Genomic DNA, 20134 nt, shown 5'->3' with positions numbered 1-20134 from the left:
TGGAACCGAGCGCTGTCAGCGCTCTCTCGTCGCCGGTACCACGACGACATCTCCGACCGCAATCGTCCCGTCGCTACCGACCGGCGTGCCGCTGAGGAGGTCAGTGTCCCCGACTGCGCTATCAAGTGAGACGCTCGCCGTGCCGTCGCCGAAGTGCAGAACGATCACCAGCGTCTCATCACCGTCGGTGCGCTCGTACGCGACGACTCCGTCCGAAGCGCCTGTTTCAACCGTGTGGGGAACCGGATGCACCCCGGGCGCGCGGAGTGCGGCGTGGTCCGCTCGCAGCGCGACCAGTCGCCGGTGGAAGTCGGTCAGCGCGCTGTCGCCGTCGTGCCACCGCATCGTCCCGCGCTGTTGTTCGACGCCGCGCTCCTGCCCGGCGTATATCATCGGCGTTCCTGGGAGCGTGAACGTGGCCCCGACGGCCGCCCGAAGCGGTGCGGCCCCGCACTCGTCGATATAGCGGTCTTCGTCGTGGTTGTCGACGTAGCGCATGTGGCCGGCGCGGTCGGGGTAGCCGTGCTCGGCCGTCGCGTCAAGCGCTTCGAACAGCGCCGACGCCGGCTCCTCGCCGGTCCCGATATCGCGCAGCGTGTCGAACAGGTCCGTGTCGTAATGCACGTCGAACTCGTTCTCGGCGAAGGCGGCGTCTCGCGGGACTGTCTCGTCGAGCAGCAGGAACTCGGGGTCGTCGGCTTTCACCCGCTCGCGGACCTCCTTCCAGAACCCGTGTGGCACGCCCCAGGCAACGTCACAGCGAAAGCCGTCGACCACGTCGCGCCATTCGTCTACCACGTCGAGCATCCAGCGCCGGACGTCGAGCGAGTCGTAGTTGAGGTTCGGAATCCGCGTCCAGTTGAAGTAGTAGCCCGGCGCGTCCTCGCCCGCCCAGTCGACATCCGAGACGTCGCGCTCGGCCGGGACGCGCTCGTAGTAGTCGGCGTACTCGGGGACGCCAGTCCGGTGGAGCTGGAAGGCCGGATGGTCCCGCGAGGTGTGGTTGATGACTAAATCGAAGACGACCCGGATTCCCGCGTCGTGGAGCCGGTCGACCAGCGACTCGAACTCCTCGCGCGTTCCCAGGTCTGTCGCAGTATCGAAGAAGTCCGTAATGTGGTAGCCGTGTCGAGTCGGACTGGCCTGAACGGGGGTGAGCCAGACCACGTCGACGCCAAGTGACTCGATATAGGGGACCCGCCGCTCGATGGCCTCGAAGGTCGTGTCGACGGTTTCGCCGGCGAACGACCGGACGAATATCTCGTAGATGGTGGCATCGCCGGCCCAGGCCGGCGGGTCTGCCGGCCGCGAGACGGACACCGTCGCGCCTGTGTCCGCGCTCTCGTTTTCCCTGCCGTGTTCCACGACCAGCGTATCAGCGACGCTGTGGCGCTCGGCGACGGCAACCGCGTGAACGCGGGCCGTTTCGGGTAGTGCGTCCCGTGGCACCCGGAGTTCGTCGCCGTGGATGCTCACAGCCGACTCTTCCAGCGCGTCTCGGCCGTCGAGGTAAAACTCTACCGCGGGCTCGCTCCCTGACGGGGCCGCGTGAGTATCCGCCGAGACAACGAGGGACCCGTCTTCTGTCGCACTGGTGAGCTCGATCCGGGGTCGACCGGGGCCTTCGACGGTGACCTCGTCGGTCGCGGTCGACTCGAAGGACCCGTCGAAACTGAAAATGGCGTGGTGGGTCCCGGGCGGCAGGTCCGCCTCGAGGACCCACTCGTCACCGTCCCGCTCGGCCCAGTGTGTCCCCATCGTGAAGTCGTTGAACTTCCCGATGACGACGGCGCGGTCGGCGACGGCGATGTCCTCGCCGTCGAAGTCGTCTTCGGTGACGCTGAACCGGATGGTCTCGGTGACGGCCGGGAACGCTCGGATGATTTGCTCATGTGTACTATCTGTGGTGGTTAGCTCGGCTCGATAGACACCTGAGGTATCCGGCTCGAGGTGACAGACTGGGCCGCCGTCAAGCGTCGCCGTACTCGCCGCTGGCCGCTCGAGTAACCGCCACTCGGCGGCCATGCCGGGGTCGGGCCGGCGCGGGGCCAGTTCGACAGATTCGCCGACGGTGGCGAACCGCGGCGGGCCTGGATGGTGCATACGCCTACGGTACGGGGTCGGTACTGTGAGTGTTACGCTTCTGGTCCAATTTTAGAAAAAATATCACTTCACTACTTCTGAGAAGCGGACTTACTGAAACCGACACACAGCGAGGTACATCTGTGCTGTCTCTCTGAATCTGTCATCATTGTCTCCTTCTATTTCCGAATGATTTAAGTTATGAAGGACTATTTCATCCCATATCTATCCATGACAATGGAACGACGGACGGTGCTCAAACGGATCGGCGGTGTCGGGGCGGCTACAGCCCTTGCTGGCTGTAGTGTGCAAGAGCAGGGCAGTGGCGGCTCGGACGGCGAAACGGCTTCCGGCGGCTCGGACGACGGGGCAAGCGATGGGAGTCAGCAGTCCGGCGGGACCGCGACGGCGTGGTACCAGCTTCAGGACTCGGAGATTCCTGCACGCAAGGACGCGATGCAGACGTTCGCGAGCGAGACAGAGTTCGGCGTCGATGGGTCGGATATCTCCAACATGGAAAAGAAGACCACGAGCGCTATTCCGGCCGGACAGGGGCCGGAGATATTCGAGTGGGCACACGACTGGGTCGGCGACTACTACCAGCGGGAGTTCGTCGTTGACCAGTCCGACGAACTCTCCGTGAGTCTCGACCAGTTCACCGACGCCGCAGCCTCTGCCGTCCAGTTCGACGACGCCGTCGTCGGCCTCCCGCACTCGGCGGAGACGGTGACGCTCATCTACAACACCGATATCGTCGCTGAACCACCTGAAACTATTGACGACATGGTAGCGGCAATGGAGGAGTACCACGACCCGAGCAGCAGCCAGTACGGGCTCGCCGCGCCGTTCGACCCGTACTTCACGAGCGGGTGGATCCAGGCCTTCGGCGGCTACTACTTCGACCCGGAGCAGGACCCGGCGCTCGGGCTGGATGCCGACGAAGCTATCGAGGGGCTTCAGTTCGCTCTCGATACCCTCCGTCCGTACATGCCCGACGACCCGAACTACGAACCGCAGGCCGCGACGTTCTCGGAGGGCAACGCCGCCTTCGCAGTCAACGGGCCGTGGTACCTGGCGACGCTGAACCAGAGCGACGTGAACTACGAAGTGGCGACGTTCCCAGAGATCGACGGCGGCGAGGTGACGCCGTACACCGGTATCTCGATGTGGTACTTCGCGGACGCAATGAGCGAGGGCGGAGCCGATGCCACGGCCGCCCGGAACTTCGTCGAGTGGTTCGCTACCAACGAGGACCACGCCACGCGCCTCGCTCAAGAACAGGGCGCGATTCCGGTGCTCGACAGCCTCGTCGGCAGTGACGATCTTCCTGACCACGTCCAGACGTACTCCCAGACCGTCAGTCAGGGCGTCCCGATGCCGACCGACCCGCGCATGAACAAGGTGTGGTCGCCGCTCGAGAACGCCCTCATCGAAGCGTTCAACGGCGACGCGAGCGCCGAGGACGCACTGACGACCGCCGCCGAAGAAATCCGCAGCAACTGGGAGTAAGAACTGCCCATGAGTACCGTTTCACGAGCGGCGGACCGGATCGAATCGGTCCCGTTTCTGACGCGGGACGACGCGTCGTTACTGCTAGTACTTCCGGGGCTGTTTGTCTTCTCGGCGTTCATGCTGTTCCCGGTCCTCTACCTGCTGGGGATCTCCTTTACGAACGCAGAGCCGGCCAACCTGTTCGCCGGCGAGGGCGTCGTCGCCGTGCTCACGTTCGGCGACGCGCTGTTCGTCGGGCTAGAGAACTACGCCGACGTGCTGACCGACGGCCAGTTCTGGAACTCCTTCGGCGTCACCTGGCTGTTCGTCGCCACGAGCGTCACGCTCAAGATCGGGGCGAGCCTGGCTATCGCGCTTATCGTGACCAGTGACCTCGTCCGCGGCAAGCGCGTCCTGCGCTCGCTTATCATCTTCCCGATGGGGCTGCCGCCGATTTTCACCATCACGGTGTGGCGCGGCATCTTCAGCTCCGCCGAGTTCGGACTGATGAATCAGCTACTGACCGCGTTCGGGGCGAGTTCGGTCGCGTGGCTCTCGGGCCGCTGGACCGCCTTCGTCGCGTACAACGTCACGGAGGCGTGGCTGGCGTACCCGTTCATGGTCATCATCACCGTCAGCGCGCTCCAGGACGTACCCGAGGAACTCCACGAGGCGGCCGTCGTCGACGGCGCGGGGTTTCTCGCACGCTTTGCCCACATCACCCTGCCGTCGATTAAGCGGCCCGTCCTGTTCGCGTCGATTCTCACGTCGGCGGCGTCGTTCCAGCAGTTCCTCATCCCGTTCGTGTTTAATCAGGGCGGCCCGGCACGGGCGAACGAACTCATCGTCGTCTACGGGTACCGCGAGGCGCTGTCGTTCCAGCAGTACGGCCGCGGCGCGGCAATCAGCATCATCGCGCTCGCCTTCATCGGCGCGTTCATGTGGCTCAACGTGAAGAAAGGCAAACTCGCAGACGGGGTGAACGACTGATGTTGCTCGGTGCAATCGCCCGGAAGCTCAGCGACGATGTCAAGACGCTCGCCACGATGCCCGCCCGAACAGTTCGAAAGTGGTCCTACACCGTGCAGGCCGTCCGTCGCGGTGAACTGCCCGCTTCGGCAGTTCTGAAGGTCATCCTCTCGACCATCGGCGCGACGCTGGTCGTGCTGGCGCTCCTCTTCCCGATCTACTGGATTCTGATGGCGGCCCTCTCCGGCTCCGGAAGCTCGCTGTACACGTCTGAGAGCTTCTCGCTGGTTCCGTCTAACCCTACGGTCAAACCGTTCATCTGGGTTATCGGCGACCTCATCGTGCCGTCGTACTCGATCTCAGCGGCCATTCCGTTCACCGACCTCGCCTTCGTGTTCCAGACGCCGGGGATCGAACTGCTTGACGCGTCCGACTACGGCGTCGATCGCCCGTCGGATTTCAAGCACTTCCTCTGGAACAGCCTCATGGTGGCGATTCCAACCGTGCTGATCGCGATGTCGCTCATCATTCCAGCGGCCTATGCGCTCTCCCGCCGTGAGTTCCTCTTCCGACGGAAGATTCTGTTCCTCTATGTCCTGATGACACAGGTCGGTGGCGGTCTCGGTGTCGCCCTGCTCATCGGGATGTATGCGCTGTACGTTCAGTTCGGCATCAACGACAGCAAACTGGCGCTTGCGGTGTACTACGCGGCGACCGCCGTGCCGTTCAACACCTGGCTGCTGAAGACCTACATGGACGGCATCCCGGTCTCCTACGAGGAGGCCGCCGTCGTCGACGGCGCGCCGCCGTGGCGCGTGGTGACGGAAGTCATTATCCCGATGTCGACTGCCGGGCTGGCGACGGTGTTCATCTTCGTCTTCCTCACCGGCTGGACGGAGTTCGTCGTCGCCCAGACGCTACTGGGGACGGAGAACTACACCCTGCCGGTCGGTCTGTACGCGATGGTCGACGAGTACTCCATCCCGTGGGCGCGCTTCTCCGCGTTCGCGCTCACCTTCGCCTCGCCGATTATGCTCGCGTACCTGTTCGCCCAGCGTTACATCGAGGGCGGCCTCTCCTTCAGCGGGATGGAGGGGTAGCGGCCACCCCAGTCGTCATCCAGCAGCCCTCGTAGGGCGCTTCGGTCTGCTTTTCGACCGTCCAGCGGTAGCTCGTCGTCGTTCCGTTCGCATTCACGACCGTTACCGGCTGTGACGCGGTGTCGCCGTCGCGGTCGAGCGGCCCGTACCGCACGCCCGTCGCGTTCAGGAGCGGCTCAAACCCGCTCTGGATCGTTCGGACGAAGTTCGAGTACGGTCCCGTCAGGTCCCGGTTCGATGGCGCGGCGAACTGCCAGGTCGTGTTGATACCCTCGTTCGTCGCCGGGTCGTTGTTCTGCAACGCGAGGACCTGGATGTGGACGACCAGCCCAGGCGGTCGCTCGCAGTTCGGCCGCAGTTCGAGGACCCGCGGCTGTGTCACGGCCGATCTGTTGGTGTCGACGGAGACGTTGCCCCAGTACTCCCGCCCGCCCGCCGCCGGTTCTGCCGCTTTCGCGTCCTCTGTTGGCACGTTGGCGGGCGTTATCGTCGCTTTCGACTCCGTCGAGTCGCCACCACCGAAAAACGCACCGCAGCCCGCCAGTGCTACGACCGCGGCAAGTGCGACGAGCGCCAGCGACCGAACGGCTGTCATACCCCTGTATTGGGGTGACGCTCCTTCGATGTTCCGTCGCCGCGTCCGCGCGCTGCTTCGCTTGGCAACGGTCGACGCCGTCAGCCGAGCTGTTCCTCAACCGTGTCCACGTCGGCTGGTTCGTTGACGTTGTGACACCACCCCTCCAGTTCGACCGCCTCGACGCGGTGGCCGGCACTCAGCAACAGGTCGATTGCGTCGGGGAGTTCGTACTCACCCCGCTCGGAGGGACGTATCAGCGCGCAGGCGTGGCCGATAGCCGGTTCGAACACGAAAAAGCCCCGCGCGACTAGCGTTGACGGCGGGTCCGCCGGCTTCTCGACGAGGCCAGTCACCCGTCCTTCCCCGTCCGTTGTGACGACGCCGGTCGACCTAGCCTCGGCCCGGGACACGTCCTCGACCAGTAGCGTAGCGCTGGCGTCGCTCTCGCGGTGGCGGGCGAGCGCGTCGCCGACGTTCGCCCGGCAGACGTTGTCGCCGTTCAACACGACGAAGGTCCCGTCGACGGCGGTCCGGGCCTGTTCGAGCGCGTGGGCCAGCCCCAGCCGTTCCTCCTGTCGGACGTACGCTATCGGCGTGTCCCGGTACTGGTCGCCGTAGCGGGCGACGATGTCGTCGCCGCGGTAGCCGACGACGACGACCAGGCGGTTGACGCCGACCGACAGCAGCGTCTCGAAACAGTGGGTCAGCAGCGGCTGTCCGGCCACCTCGACCAGTCCCTTCGGCTTGTCGGCGGTGAGCGGTCGCATCCGCGTTCCCTCGCCGGCGGCGAGTACGACACCGTCCATGGCCGGCCCCACGCCCGCGCCGGCTAAATGCCTGTGGGCGAGCGGGTTTTGATTCTGGCCCGCCACCGATCCGTATGGCGGAGAAGTGTGATACCTGCGGCCGGTCGGTCAGCGTCGGGGACGCGATTCGCCGGGAGACGTTCGGCGACCTCGATACCGAGCGCTGGCATACTGTCCGGACTGCGGTGCGCGGCTCCGGACGATATTCGTCGGGCCGGACTCGTAGCGGGGAAAGAGACACGTGGCAGCGGCGTGTGAGTCAGACACATGGAAGACGAAGCGTGGCGGTCGGTCGACATCATCAGAGACACTGACGGCGTGCCGCATGTCCTCCAGCAGAAGGTGCTGGTGTTCACAAGCGGCGTCTCCGAGGAGTCGGCTGGCTACACGAAACCGGCGCTGGAACACCGCCTGGTACCACTCAAAGACCTCACGAAATTCGGGCAGACGTGACCCGTTCTCGGGGCCGTCAGCACGTCGACCGATAGCTTAGGTGCGTGACCGGTTGGGCAAGAAACACCTCGGGATACACTTTTGCGCCCGTCGGAACGAGTATCCACAATGGCGGAACCGCTGTACGTCGGCGTTGATCGGAGCGACGAGTCCTGGGTTGCTGTCGCGTTCACTGGCGACGGCTTCGACCACGCGTCGGTGTTCGACAGTATCGGTGCGTGCTGGTCAGCCTATGACGAGCGCGCCCGCCGGATTCTGGTCGGCGTCCCAATCGGACTTGTCGAATCCGGCGAGCCGGACCGCCGGTGTGACGAACTCGCTCGGTCCGTTCTCGGTGCGCGCAGCTCGACCATCCACACACCGCCGGTACGGGAAGCGACGCGAAAACAGCGCTACTCGACGGCCAATCGCGTCCACAAGCGCAAGACCGGGCACGACCTCTCCGAGCGGGCGTTCGAACGCAGCGACAGCCTCGCCCGGGTCGATGAACTCCTGCAGGAACTGCCCGAGGCCGCCGCCGCTATCCGAGAGTCTCACCCAGAGGTCTGTTTCCGGGCGTTCGCCGGCGAGCCGCTCAGTTACTCGAAGCGCACCGCCGGGGGATACGCAGAGCGGATGCGGATTCTCGCCCATTACGACCGCGACGCTGCCCCGACGGTCCAGAAGGCCGCCGAAGCGACTGGTGGCACGGCAGTGGCTATCGACGACGTGCTGGACGCTGTCGTCCTCGCGTACACAGCCGTCCCGGATGACGGAGAACTGTACACGCTCCCGCCCGAACCGCCGCGGGACGCGGCGGGGCTGCCGATGGAGATCGTCTATCGGGCGGCGTCGCCACTGCTCACGTAGTGGCGTGTCTCGCCGAGTGCCGTTGCTCGCCGTGAGTTGTGTGCGTGCCAGCGACACTGCCGTGCGTGCGTACACCGCGACCGCTGACAAGTGATTATAGTGCTAGACTGCAGACAGAACCGGTCTTACAGTCGCGTGAGGTTGGTCGCACGCGGACCCTTGTCCGCCTGCTCGATGTCGAACTCGACTTCCTGCCCCTCTTCGAGGTCAGGGCCGCCGACGTCTTCCATGTGGAAGAAGACGTCTTCGTCCGCATCGTCGGTCTCGATGAAGCCGTAGCCACCAGTGTCGTTGAAGAAGTCGACAGTGCCTGTCGCCATCGTTAGAGCCTCGTGACGTTGTTGGCGCGCGGACCCTTGTCCGCCTGCTCGATGTCGAATTCGAGCTCCTGTCCTTCCTCGAGGTCCGGGCCGCCGATGTCTTCCATGTGGAAGAAGACGTCCTCGTCCGCGTCCTCAGTATCGATGAAACCGTAACCGCCAGTGTCGTTGAAGAAATCAACCGTTCCTTTCGCCATTGCAACCATAGAGATGCCAGCACCACGGATAACAGTGTCGGTACGATACTCTGGTAGGAAACAGAGAAAACCGCCCGCGGTCTGGCGATTAGGGAGTGTGTAATACTGGCACACCACACGCGTCGGCTGATCTCCCGGCTGGCTGTCGACGCTTCGGCGTCGCGCTCGGTCCTATCATTTCACTGATCGAATGGAATTAGCCATTCGAGCACAAGTCGTAACTATGTACCGCGGTGTCCGGGCCCGCCTTGCGCCGTGGCTGCTCGCTGGCTTCGGTCTCGCTTTTACAGGTGTGGCCGTCGTCTGGCACCTCGGTATCGAGACACAGCGCATCGGACAGGTCGGTGGCCCCGTGCTTGCACTGGGCCTTGACGGACTACTGCCGCTGGTGCTGGTGTATGGCAGCTATCGCCTCGTCTCGTCGTCGACACCGGGTGAGCAGATCTGGACCGTTTTCGTCTGGAGCGTCGCTGGCAGTCTCGCAGTCGGGACGGTCATCGGTTTGAGCGTGTTTATCCGTATGATGGAGGGCCGAACGATCGCCGAACCGGTGTTCGTCACCCTGTTGGCGATGGAGACTGGCGCTGTCACGGGACTCATCGCGGGCACGCTCGCGGTCCGGGCCCGTCAGGATGCCAGCCGTGCGACCCGAACCGCGAACACGCTGTCGTTCGTCAACGACCTGCTCCGGCACGATATCGCGAACGGACTGGTCGTTATTGACGGCCGGGGGACAATCATCCGGCGCAACGCCGACTCGGAGACGATTCAAACGGCAGCGGACGCGATTCGTGAACAGGTAACCGAACTCGACAGCCTGGTCGACAACGCCGGGGCTGTCGTCGAGACCCTCGGTCCCGACCCGACCTTCGAACCGACTGACGTTGTCGGAATCGCCGAGGCGGTGATACAGCGAATCGAGCAAACACATCCCATCGCTATCGAGTTTCAAGCATCGGGCAGCGCGATGGCACGCACAAACGAGGCCGCCCGCCCGGTTCTCCGGAATCTCATAGAGAACGCTATCGAACACGGGACGCCAGCGGCCGAACTCTCCGCCGAGGGGACCGCGACGGACGGGGCAGCGCTACAGAGCGAGGCACCGCGAGCGGAGGCCGGCCAGTCGACTGGAGACGAGCGCGATCACCCGTCGGTGTTCGTCGCGATCCGCGAAACTGGCGATGTCGTCGAGATTCACGTGGTCGACGACGGCCCGGGGATTCCCGACGACCGGCGTGACAACATCTTCGACCCGCGAGCGGGCGACACGCACGGCGGTGGGCTCCATCTCGTCGAGACGCTCGTTACCAGCTTCGGCGGCGACATCTACCTCGCCGACTCCGCCAGCGAATTCGACACGGACTTCGCCGACACCGACCTCGACGGCGCGCACTTCGTTGTCGAACTCCCGCGAGCGTGACACAGTACCGCACGACCGACGTTTCTTGATTGTGGGGGGCACAGTGGGGGGTATGTTCCCTCGCTTGCGCGCACAGGGTCCGACCGTACTCATCCCGCTCGCGTGGCTGCTCGTGGGACTTGCGCATCTCGACGCGGTCACTGAGCGGACAGTGCTGGCGTTTCACGTCGTCGCCGCCGTCCTCATCGCTGCGTTCGCCGTTCTTTCGTGGGACGAGATGGTAACTGGCGTCCTCCGTATCTGGCGCGATATTCTGCTCGTTGGACTCCTGCTCACCGTCGGCGGCATCGTCGGTTTCCTCTACTCTCCGCTCCGGGTTCCGTTCCTGACGACGACACTACTGGGGTGGATGGCTGTTCCGGGCGTCGGCCTCTACTACACTGGGAAGCACGTTCCGGCAGGCCAGCGGGCGTACACGGCCGGCGCAGTGCTGAGTGTTCTCGGTGCGGCAGTGTACGCTGGCGCGCTGTTCCCGCCGGCGGAAACCGCGTTGCTCGCCGGCATCGGACTTGCGCTGGTCGGCCAGACGGTCGGCATCGTTCAGGCGGTGCGCCAGCCCGAGGAATCGTCAGGCTAGGGCTGCGTCGAGCTTCTCGACTGGATGCGGCGGCTCCCCGTCACTTTCTGCCCAGTCGTCCAGTTGCGTGCGACAGGACGCGCCGGGCGCGACCACGGTGTCACCGCAGCTGTCGCCTATCTGGTCGAACAGTATCGAGCCGATAGCTTTGCTCATCGAGAAGTGCTCGGTCTCGTAGCCGAAGGAGCCGGCCATGCCACAACAGCCAGAATCCAGCGGGTCCACGTCGTAGCCGGCCCGCCGGAGCACGCCGACGGCGTGGTGGTCCTTCTTCGTCGCCTTCTGGTGGCAGTGGCCGTGGTAGGTCAGCGTCTCGCGCCCAGCGTCCCAGTCGGCCCCCTCGTCCAGCCGGAAGGTGTCGAGGTACTCACAGACGCCGTACGCGTTTTCGGCGAGCACCTCCACGTCCTCCCCCGAGAGCAGGTCTAAATAGTCCGACTGGAACATCACGGCGTCGCTCGGTTCCACCAGCACCACGTCCCAACCCTCCTCGACTGCGGGAACGAGCGCGTCGACGTTGTCCCGCGCAGTGGCTCGGGACTGGTCCAGAAACCCCTTCGAGTGGGCCGGCCGGCCGCTGTCGGTTCGGTCAGCCAACTGGACGTGGACGCCCGCGGCTTCGAGCACGCGAACGGCGGCTTTCCCGACCTCGGGGTGGCTGTAGTTCGTGTACGTGTCAGGGAACAGCAAGGCTTGCCGCTCGGCATCGCCGGCCGGGACCTGCGGGCCGCGGTCGTCGAACCAGTCCTGTAGCGTCCTGCGCTGGAAGCTTGGAAGCGTCCGCTCGGGGGCGATGCCGACCGCCTTTTCGAGGACAGTGCGAGCGCCCGGCACCTTCGTCGCGAGGTTCGACAGCGGCGCGAACGCGCTTCCGAGTCCGGCAAGCGCATCGATGTTGGCGAACACCTTGTCCCGCAGGCTGGAGCCGTGTTTCTGGTGGTGGGCGTGGGTCACCTCGGCTTTGAGCTTCGCCATGTCGACCTCGCTCGGGCAGTCCTTCGCACACCCCTTGCAGCCGATACAGAGGTCGAGCACCTCGTGCATGAATTCCTCGTCGGTGGGATCGTCCGGGAGGTCGCCGCTCATCGCCTGCCGGAGCATGTTCGCCCGGCCCCGCGTCGCGGTAATCTCCTCCTCGGCGGCGCGGTAGGTCGGGCACATCACGCCGCCGGTGGTCTCCTGTGGCCCGCGACAGCCGCCACAGCCGTGACAGAGCTCCACCATCCCCTGCATCCCGTTGTCGTTGTCCCACTCCAGTGCGGGGTCGAAGCCGGCGTCGAACTCGTAGTCGGGAGAAAAGCGGAGGTGCTCGGTCATGTCGACCGTCTGTGCCCGCTCGGGTTTCGCGCCGGACTCGACGGCGCTGGCGTCGACGCCGACGACCTGGCCGGGGTTGAGCAGCCAGTCGGGGTCGAACGCGGACTTGACCTCCCGGAACGTCTCCCAGAGGTCCGGGCCGTAGAGTTTCTTGTTCCACTGCGTGCGGGCGCGGCCGTCGCCGTGCTCGCCCGAGACGCTCCCGCCGTATTTCACGACGAGGTCCGTCACCGCGTCGGCGATGGACTCCATCGTCTCGACGCCCTCGACTGTCTTGGTGTTGATGAGCGGGCGGATGTGGAGCACGCCGGGCCCGGCGTGGGCGTAGAAGGAGGCGAAGGTGTCGTGGGCCTCCAGAATCTCCTGGAAGTCGGCGACGTACTCGGGGAGGTTCTCGGGCGGGATGGCGGTGTCCTCGATGAACGAGCCGTGTTTCTCGTCGGTCGTCCGCGAGAGCAGGATGGGGAGGCCGGACTTGCGCATCTTCCAGAATTTCTCGCGCTTGGCCTCTTCGTGGGCCTCCATGGCGTCGAAGGCCCGCACCGGCGCGTCGACGACGGTCCGGCCCGCCGTCGGGTCGGCGTCGGGGGCGACGCCCTCGGTCCGGTCCGCGAGCAGGTCGGCGACCTTCCGGCGGCCGCTCTCCTCGTCGTCGGCGTAGAACTCCACGATGAGGACCGCCCGGGTCCCGTCGGGCAACATGCCGACCACGTCCTCGAACTCGGCGGTGTCGCGGGCCAGATCGATGAGCACGTCGTCGAGTACCTCGACGGCCGCCGGGTCGTGTTCGAGGATGTCCGAAACGTCTTCCATGGCCTCGATGAGTCCCTCGTAGGCGATCAAGGCCATCGACTTGGTCTCGGGAATCGGCTCCAGGGACACCTCGGCCTCGGTGACGATGGCAAGCGTGCCCTCGCTGCCGGCCAGCAGCGAGGCGACGTTGACGGTCCCGTCCTCGGCGTCTTCGAGGACCCAGTCGAGGTTGTACCCCGAGACGTTGCGCTTCAGGTCCGGGTAGTGGCTCTCGATTTCCTCGCCCTCCTCGGCGAGTATCCGCTCTATTTCGGCGTAAATCCGGGCTTCGAGGTCGCCGTCTGGGTCCGCCCGGTCGCGGAGTTCTTCGCGGCTAATTTTGCCGAAAGTCGTGACAGTGCCGTCCGCGAGGACGACCTCGCACTCCTCGATGTAGGCGTCGGTCTTGCCGTACTGCAGGGAGTGCGCGCCGGTGGAGTTGTTGCCGATAGCGCCCCCGAGCACGCTCTTGTCGCCCCATGCGGGGTCTGGAGCGAACTTCAGCCCGTGGTCGGCCAGTTCCCCGTTCAGATCGCCGAGCTTGATGCCCGGCTGCGCTCGCGCCCGCCGGTCGTCCGGCCGCGTCTCGACGAGTTCGTTCATGTACCGCGAGAAATCCAGCACGACGGCCTCGTTGACGGTCTGGCCGGCGAGGCTCGTCCCGCCGCCCCGGGGAAGAACCGGAATCTCTCGCTGGGCACAGTAGGACATGACCGCGGCTACGTCCTCGGTCGAGCGCGGGTAGACGACGCCGATGGGCAGTACCTCGTAGAGGCTGGCGTCGGTCGCGTACAACTGCCGCGAGTACTCATCGAACCGGACCTCGCCGTCGATACGCGTCTGCAGGTCGTCTACGAGACCGGACCGGGCGACGGTGTCGTTCTGATAGTCGTAGTTCGATACCTCGTCGGCCGAAGGGTCCATCCGGGTGCCGGAATCGGTTGCCATGGTTTGTTTCGTATCCAGCCGCCCGGCCACCGACGGACCGGGTACTCGGCGGTTTGCTCTGGCTGTTCTAGCTGTACGCCTGTCAAAACAGTTCCGCTACGGCCCCCTCTCACGCACACCCGACCCGGTCGAGTGCCGATCCGTTACGGCGCTTCTATATTTCCGTGATAGCATGTGTTACGCAATTGTTAATATAATCACGAGCGTATATAATGTGATTATGACACACAAAGACGACCCCTTCGAGACAATGCTCCGACTCTTTGCACAGACACAACGGGAGATGATGGACGACAGTTTCGGCCGGTGGACAGGGGCCGATTCGGGACGCCGAACGGACAACAGTCCCGAGTACCGCACTGACCGACCGGTTAGCACACACTCGGACGACCACCGCCGACACGGCATCGACACGAACCTCCACGTCGACGAGACCGACGACGGATACGCCGTGATGGTCGACCTCCCGGGCTTCGAGCGGGACGACCTCTCCGTTCGTTTCGACGACGGCGTCCTCACAATCCAGGGTGAGAGCACGGTTGCTGAAGAGACCAGCGCCGGCGCTCGCCGACACAGCCGACGAGTCGCCGAGCGAGTCGCCGTTCCACAGCCGGTCTCAGACGATGCGATCACCGCCACCTACCACAACGGCGTTCTCGAAATAACGCTGCCACGCGCGGCTGACGCCGACGATTCGAACCGAATCGAAATCGAATAGGCCTTTTTCAACAACTCTCTGTCGATAGTAACTGAACGGGCAGTGATATCATCTTTAGTAACCTGTTATCCTGAGCCAGCGATTGTCAATTTGTCATGTGGTTGGCGAGCGCCTCGGATCCGTCGCGTGACTACAGATCGACCGTCACACGAAGTTCGCTGTCAGTTACCGTTCCGATGGCGTCAGCAGCGATCTCGATGTCGTCCTCGTCGGCGTCACCGAACCCGAGTCCCTGCACCCAAGCCTCGGTGAGGTCCGGGTCCGGTTCGACATACGCGACCTGCTCCTTCGGGTCAACCTCGGTTACGATGCCGATCTGTTCTCCCTGTGCGTCCATGAGAAACTTCCCTTCGTCTTCTGTCGATAGTACTGCCATTTCGTCTGACACCACTGGCCGGACCAAGTAATAAACGTCGGTCACGGCGGCACAGTCTCCGTCTCCTTTTGAGCCTGCTGTCAGCCGACATCCGCCCCTGCCGCTAATACCGCGAGAAGTTCTCGTCGGGGTAGACCCCTTCGTCGGTGATATCGACCACGTCCAGCGTCGCCAGCCGACTGAGGCGGTCTGCCGCGTCCCCTTCGTCGACGCCCAGTTCCACCGCCCGTGCCAGCACCTGGCCACGGGTGGGCACGGACTCGATGAAGCCGTCACTGTCTGTCTCTGTCTCCTCTGCGATGATCGCCTTCAGGATGGCCCCGTGTTCCCGCTTCGACGGTGTGGTGCTGTCACCGGTCCAGTCCACACTCAGTGTCCCATCTTCGTTGAGGTGGGAGACGACGAACCCGTCCGGCAGCGCTTCCGTCACCGCCGCCACCAGCGCCGCCCGGTCGAGGCGCGCCTCGAACCGGAAGCGCCTGCCGTCTCTGGACTGCCCAAGGCTCCCGACATTCGTCCCCGCTTTTGCTATCGCCTCCGAAACCGCGTCAGCAAGCCGCTCCTGTACTGACGCCGCGACGGCACCCCGTTCCGCGCTGAGGGCGGTGAGTTCGTCGGTCAGGGTCGCGTGGCGCTCCATCTGCTCGTGTGCTGACTTTTCTGTCATACCCATGCTACTCGTCGCCACGAACGTACCTGTTCCGGCGGCTGAGTCAAGTCAATAGGGCAGCGCGGTAGTCGCTACTTGATCACCTCGTCCAAATCCGCTTGAGAGGGTCGTTACTGCTCACTTAGTTCGTGGAAAAATGCCGCCTCCCGGATTTGAACCGGGGACAGCTCGATCTTCAGTCGAGTGCTCTCCCAGTCTGAGCTAAGGCGGCGTGCACTCCAAGCGATGACGAGGGTAGAAAAAAGCATTTCGAAAGCGGGCGCAGATTATGTGGTATCGACGAGTGGTTCGGCCGCCGATTACGGGAGAAACAGGTCCGCGCTGTCGAACGTCTCGCCACAGTCGTCACATTCGTACTCAGTACCATTGGTCGTTGAGACGTGCCCGCTACAGGCCGGACACGTCGAGCCGTCTATCATGCCACGCACTACCACTACTCCGGATATATGGGTTACGGGCGACTATCAATCGAGATAGAGGGCCTGATATTGGGAGTTGGCGGCTGCGCGTGGGCGCTTGCCCCGCTGGAGTTCAAACTGAGGCCGAAAGCGGCGAGGCGTAGCTGGCTCTACCACAACTGAGCTTGGAATTGAATGCCCCAAGGAACCCAGTTGTTCCGGGGCGTCCTCGTGAGCGAAGCGAACGAGGGCTCGGGAGAGTAGTGCCCTCTCGGTGGAGTCGAACCGACGGAAGACTCACTGCGTTGCGCGCGACTGGCAGGAATCGAATCCACTGAGACCGTCCGCTCCTCACGTCCGTTCGTCGCAGGATGGGTCCGGGCGGATTCGAACCACGGTCACTCCGCGCTGCTTCGTTCCCTGATTCGAACCGTCCAGCCGCATCACACACGCGGCGCTCGTCAATGAGCGCAGCGAGAGGTTCAGTGGGTCCGGGCGGATCCGAACCGAAGGAAGACTCACTGCGTTCGTCTTCCAGGGTTCGAATCACTATCCCCCACACAGACACCGCTGGCTCCTCGTTACACTCGCCGCAGTCGGTGTCAGAAGTGGGTCCGGGCGGATTCGAACCACCGGCCTCGGCCTTGTAAAGGCCACGTCATAACCAACTAGACCACGGACCCGTACTCCACCGTTTTCCATCGGCAGGAATAACGCTTTCTCTCTCAGTCGACAGTGGGCACCGACAGTATTACCCACGGCCTGTCCCTCACACGGAGTATGCAGCGCCCTGCCGTGGTTGTCCTGGGAGCCGTCGGGCTTCTCGTCGCCGCCGCCGTGGTCCTCCAGACCGGGCTCTGGGTCGAGGTGCTGGGAACTGGCGAGTACGAGGAGGGGACAGTGACGGTTCGAGAGGGAGCGACGACGGCGACGACACCGACCGGGACGGACGCTTCGACGCCGGAGACGACCGTCGCGGTACGTGAAGACAACGCTGGGGAACCACTGGGCACGGTCGAGGTTCGCATCGCACAGACGTTCAATCAGCGCTATGTCGGACTGAGCGAGACCGAGTCACTCGGACCGGACGAGGGAATGCTGTTCGTCCACGAGTCCGAGGGGACACACACCTACGTCATGCGGAACATGTCGTTCCCGCTCGATATCATCTTCATCGACGCTAACGGCACTATCACAACGATCCACCACGCGCCGCTCCCGCCGGAGGGCGAACAGTACAGCGCGGAGTATCCGGGCTATGGGAAGTACGTCCTCGAAGTGAACCGCGGGTGGACAAACCGAACCGGCGTCGAGGTCGGCGACCGGGTCGACCTGCCGCCCGAAGCCACGTAGCCCGACGACCTTTTGCGGGTTCGGCCCCTGAATTCGATAATGGATTTCGACGCGGGTTCGGACGACGACGTGTTCGAGGACGCCAGGGAACGCGTCGACCGGCCGATGCTCAGACTGTTCACCGGCTACGGCCGGGGGCAGTTGGGGGCGTTCGTTGTCGGCCTCTGCAGTTCTATCGTGGCCCGGATGCTGGACCTGCTGCCGCCCATCCTCCTCGCGCTGGCTATCGACGCCATCTTCCTCCAAGAGACCGAGTACGGGCTCTTCCTGGTTCCCGACGCCTGGATTCCCAGCGGCCAGGGGCCGCAGTTGTGGCTCACGGCCGGCATCATCGCCGCCTCCTTTGGCCTCGGGGCCGTCTTCCACTGGAGTCGGAACTGGGGCTGGAACAAGTTCGCCCAGCACGTCCAACACGCCGTCCGCACCGACACCTACGAGACGATGCAGCGGCTGAACATGGACTTCTTCGCCGACAAGCAGACCGGCGAGATGATGTCGGTGTTGTCAAACGACGTGAACCGGCTGGAGAAGTTCCTCAACGACGGGCTCAACTCCGCCTCGCGGATGATAATCATGGTCGTCGGCATCGCCACGTACCTGTTCTATATGAACTGGCAGCTGGCGCTGGTCGCGTTGCTCCCGGTGCCGCTTATCGCGGTGTTCACCAAGCGGTTCATCGAGACTATCCAGCCGAAGTACGCCGAGGTGCGGTCGACGGTCGGAAAGCTCAATTCCAGACTGGAAAACAACCTCAGCGGCATCCAGATAATCAAGACCGCCAACACCGAACCCTACGAGGCCGACCGCGTCGAGGACTCCTCGGCGGACTACCTCGACGCCAACTGGGACGCCATCGAGACGCGCATCACCTTCTTCCCCGGCCTCCGACTGGTCTCGGGCATCGGGTTCGTCGTCACGTTCGTCGTCGGCGGGCTGATGGTCACCGGGCAGGCACCCGGCCCGCTGACGGCGCCGCTCTCCCGCGGGCAGTTCGTCGCGTTCATCATTTACACCCAGCGGTTCGTCTGGCCGATGGCGCAGTTCGGACAGATTATCAACATGTACCAGCGGGCCTACGCCTCCGCCGAGCGCGTGTTCGGGCTGATGGACACGCCTGGCCGCCTCGAAGAGGCCGAAGACGCGCCGCCACTCGCCGTGACCGACGGGCGGGTAGAGTACGATGACGTGACCTTCGGCTACGACAGCGACGACCCGGTGCTCTCGGACGTCTCTTTCGAGGCCGAGGGCGGTGAGACGGTCGCGCTCGTCGGCCCGACCGGCGCGGGGAAATCCACCGTTCTGAAGCTCCTGCTCCGGATGTACGACGTGGACGAGGGCGCAGTCCGCATCGACGGGCAGAATGTGCAAGACGTGCAGATACAGAGCATCCGCCGTGCCATCGGCTACGTCAGCCAAGAAACGTTCCTGTTCTATGGCACGGTCCGCGAGAACATCGCCTACGGAAGCTTCGACGCCACCGACGAGGAGATCGTCGCTGCCGCGGAGGCCGCCGAGGCCGACCAGTTCGTTCGCAATCTCCCCGACGGCTACGACACGATGGTCGGCGAGCGCGGCGTCAAGCTCTCGGGCGGCCAGCGCCAGCGCATCGCCATCGCCCGGGCGATGCTGAAAGACCCCGAAATCCTCATTCTCGACGAGGCGACCAGCGACGTGGACACGGAGACGGAGATGCTCATCCAGCGGTCGCTCGACGACCTGACCGCCGACCGGACCACGTTTGCCATCGCTCACCGCCTCTCGACGGTGAAAGACGCCGACACGATTCTCGTCGTTGAGGACGGCCGCATCGTCGAACGGGGGAGCCATGATGAACTGCTTGCCGCCGACGGCCTCTACGCCAACCTCTGGGCAGTCCAGGCCGGCGAAATCGACGAACTTCCCGAAGACTTCGTCGAGCGGGCGATTCAGCGCCGGGCGCGGACGGATGCCGACGACTGAACCGGCGAGGACTCCTTGTCCGAGCCGTCAGTGGTCGGCATTAGCTGATGACTGAAGGGGGAGGACGCTATGTTCGAGCCGTTTGGCTCTGCTGACATCTTATTCTTCAGATGTGGCGCGGCCGACAGCTGGTCGCCGGAAATCAATGCCCCGAGGAATCAGAGTTCTCTTCTGTCACTCTGTCCTGTCGGTACTTGGCGGTGCTAGCTGACCCACACTCACAGACGACAGCACGCTCCCACAGCTCAGACAGTAGTTCTGCCGCGACCGTCGACTGACCCTCGCGTGACAAACAGATACGAGACGACGAACGAGACTGCAAACAGCGGCGGGAGAGTCAGGGTTTGCGTCATCGGATCTGGCGGCGTGACGAACGCCCCGAGGATGAATGCGAGGAGAACAGCAAGCGAGTAAGCAGTAACTATCCGTTCGCGCCGGTCGGCTGGCTCCGAGCGCGACTCCCAGTCGTGTCGGACGTAGCGGACCCAAACGTAGTAGACCAGCCCAAAACCTGTATACAGGAACAGGAACGTCCAGAGAGTTGAGCCGTTACGTGCGCTGGCCTCTGCACGGGCCCAGTAGCCCAGTGCGATGAGATTTCCAACGTAGATGACGGTCGTAAGCGCCAGAGCAGCGCCGATTAAAGACTGTTCAACGGCGAACGGGGCGGATTGCACAGGTCGCAGTCGTTTTCAGATGCGTATAGGCTTTCGGTGAGAGACGCCTCGCTGGTTCAACAATTCAATAGCAAAGACGCCGATT

The 20134-nt window shown here is 64.0% G+C and carries 19 protein-coding genes and 2 tRNA genes; 10 read left to right on the top strand and 11 right to left on the bottom strand.

Features of this window, described 5'->3' with window-relative positions; genetic code table 11:
- Positions 1-15: 15 nt before the first annotated feature.
- Complete coding sequence (locus DVK00_RS04910) at positions 16-2103, bottom strand: alpha-amylase family glycosyl hydrolase (RefSeq protein ID WP_121577350.1); 2088 nt, start codon at positions 2101-2103, stop codon at positions 16-18.
- 210 nt (positions 2104-2313) lie between these two features.
- Here DVK00_RS04910 and DVK00_RS04905 point away from each other — a divergent pair, with 210 nt between their 5' ends.
- The 3 genes from DVK00_RS04905 to DVK00_RS04895 are packed head-to-tail and all read left to right on the top strand — an operon-like array spanning position 2314 to position 5642.
- Positions 2314-3591 carry an extracellular solute-binding protein gene (locus tag DVK00_RS04905; protein ID WP_198560191.1) on the top strand — a complete coding sequence of 426 codons (1278 nt, stop codon included), beginning with the start codon at positions 2314-2316 and terminating at the stop codon, positions 3589-3591.
- 9 nt (positions 3592-3600) lie between these two features.
- Positions 3601-4563 carry a carbohydrate ABC transporter permease gene (locus tag DVK00_RS04900; RefSeq protein WP_101351119.1) on the top strand — a complete coding sequence of 321 codons (963 nt, stop codon included), beginning with the start codon at positions 3601-3603 and terminating at the stop codon, positions 4561-4563.
- Complete coding sequence (locus DVK00_RS04895; protein WP_101351118.1) at positions 4563-5642, top strand: sugar ABC transporter permease; 1080 nt, start codon at positions 4563-4565, stop codon at positions 5640-5642. Before DVK00_RS04900 ends, DVK00_RS04895 begins: the two co-directional genes overlap by 1 nt.
- Here DVK00_RS04895 and DVK00_RS04890 read toward each other — a convergent pair.
- A complete protein-coding gene (locus DVK00_RS04890) occupies positions 5623-6237 on the bottom strand; it encodes a DUF4864 domain-containing protein (protein ID WP_121535627.1) in 615 nt (204 codons plus the stop codon). The genes DVK00_RS04895 and DVK00_RS04890 overlap by 20 nt on opposite strands.
- A gap of 80 nt (positions 6238-6317) precedes the next feature.
- Positions 6318-7025, bottom strand: a complete 708-nt coding sequence (locus DVK00_RS04885; RefSeq protein WP_101351116.1) for a sugar phosphate nucleotidyltransferase — start codon at positions 7023-7025, stop codon at positions 6318-6320.
- 267 nt (positions 7026-7292) lie between these two features.
- On the opposite strand from DVK00_RS04885, the gene DVK00_RS04880 reads away from it, so the two are divergent.
- Positions 7293-7478 carry a hypothetical protein gene (locus DVK00_RS04880; protein ID WP_101351115.1) on the top strand — a complete coding sequence of 62 codons (186 nt, stop codon included), beginning with the start codon at positions 7293-7295 and terminating at the stop codon, positions 7476-7478.
- Positions 7479-7586: 108 nt separating this feature from the next.
- Positions 7587-8327, top strand: a complete 741-nt coding sequence (locus DVK00_RS04875; RefSeq protein WP_121511782.1) for a DUF429 domain-containing protein — start codon at positions 7587-7589, stop codon at positions 8325-8327.
- 125 nt (positions 8328-8452) lie between these two features.
- Here the strand turns inward: DVK00_RS04875 and DVK00_RS04870 are convergent, their stop codons facing one another.
- The gene (locus DVK00_RS04870; protein WP_053967073.1) at positions 8453-8647 is read right to left on the bottom strand and encodes a cold-shock protein; all 195 of its coding nucleotides are present in this window, start codon (positions 8645-8647) and stop codon (positions 8453-8455) included.
- Between the two features lie 2 nt (positions 8648-8649).
- On the bottom strand, positions 8650-8844 hold the full coding sequence (locus DVK00_RS04865; protein ID WP_004515390.1) for a cold-shock protein: 195 nt from the start codon (positions 8842-8844) through the stop codon (positions 8650-8652).
- A 223-nt stretch (positions 8845-9067) separates the two neighbouring features.
- Between DVK00_RS04865 and DVK00_RS04860 the strand changes: the two genes are divergently transcribed.
- Both DVK00_RS04860 and DVK00_RS04855 read left to right on the top strand, forming a co-directional pair.
- Complete coding sequence (locus DVK00_RS04860) at positions 9068-10264, top strand: ATP-binding protein (protein ID WP_230458903.1); 1197 nt, start codon at positions 9068-9070, stop codon at positions 10262-10264.
- A 52-nt stretch (positions 10265-10316) separates the two neighbouring features.
- Entirely contained in the window at positions 10317-10841 is a 525-nt protein-coding gene (locus DVK00_RS04855) for a hypothetical protein (protein WP_064288667.1), read from the top strand.
- Here the strand turns inward: DVK00_RS04855 and DVK00_RS04850 are convergent.
- Positions 10833-13898: an FAD-binding and (Fe-S)-binding domain-containing protein gene (locus DVK00_RS04850; protein WP_121577349.1), complete on the bottom strand. Its 3066-nt coding sequence runs from the start codon at positions 13896-13898 to the stop codon at positions 10833-10835. The two genes, DVK00_RS04855 and DVK00_RS04850, sit on opposite strands and share 9 nt — an antisense overlap.
- Before the next feature lie 220 nt (positions 13899-14118).
- Between DVK00_RS04850 and DVK00_RS04845 the strand changes: the two genes are divergently transcribed.
- The gene (locus DVK00_RS04845) at positions 14119-14616 is read left to right on the top strand and encodes an Hsp20/alpha crystallin family protein (RefSeq protein WP_121577348.1); all 498 of its coding nucleotides are present in this window, start codon (positions 14119-14121) and stop codon (positions 14614-14616) included.
- A 130-nt stretch (positions 14617-14746) separates the two neighbouring features.
- Here DVK00_RS04845 and DVK00_RS04840 read toward each other — a convergent pair whose 3' ends face one another.
- The 4 genes from DVK00_RS04840 to DVK00_RS04825 all read right to left on the bottom strand — a co-directional run bounded on the left by DVK00_RS04840 (position 14747) and on the right by DVK00_RS04825 (position 16743).
- A complete protein-coding gene (locus tag DVK00_RS04840; RefSeq protein WP_121511778.1) occupies positions 14747-14992 on the bottom strand; it encodes a hypothetical protein in 246 nt (81 codons plus the stop codon).
- Between the two features lie 103 nt (positions 14993-15095).
- Complete coding sequence (locus DVK00_RS04835) at positions 15096-15665, bottom strand: hypothetical protein (RefSeq protein ID WP_121577347.1); 570 nt, start codon at positions 15663-15665, stop codon at positions 15096-15098.
- A 134-nt stretch (positions 15666-15799) separates the two neighbouring features.
- Positions 15800-15873 (bottom strand) — tRNA-Phe (locus tag DVK00_RS04830).
- Positions 15874-16669: 796 nt separating this feature from the next.
- Positions 16670-16743: transfer RNA gene (locus DVK00_RS04825), tRNA-Val, on the bottom strand.
- Positions 16744-16840: 97 nt separating this feature from the next.
- Here DVK00_RS04825 and DVK00_RS04820 point away from each other — a divergent pair.
- Positions 16841-17413, top strand: coding sequence for a DUF192 domain-containing protein (locus DVK00_RS04820; RefSeq protein ID WP_101351108.1), 573 nt, complete (start codon positions 16841-16843; stop codon positions 17411-17413).
- A 39-nt stretch (positions 17414-17452) separates the two neighbouring features.
- A complete protein-coding gene (locus DVK00_RS04815; RefSeq protein ID WP_121511765.1) occupies positions 17453-19372 on the top strand; it encodes an ABC transporter ATP-binding protein in 1920 nt (639 codons plus the stop codon).
- Between the two features lie 245 nt (positions 19373-19617).
- On the opposite strand, the gene DVK00_RS04810 is transcribed toward DVK00_RS04815, so the two are convergent.
- On the bottom strand, positions 19618-20049 hold the full coding sequence (locus DVK00_RS04810; protein WP_199722443.1) for a hypothetical protein: 432 nt from the start codon (positions 20047-20049) through the stop codon (positions 19618-19620).
- Positions 20050-20134: the final 85 nt, after the last annotated feature.

Source organism: Haloarcula sp. Atlit-47R (assembly GCF_003665985.1).
GTDB lineage: Archaea > Halobacteriota > Halobacteria > Halobacteriales > Haloarculaceae > Haloarcula > Haloarcula taiwanensis.
Note: the sequence above shows the minus strand (reverse complement) of the source record. Positions and strands in the feature narration are given on the sequence as shown.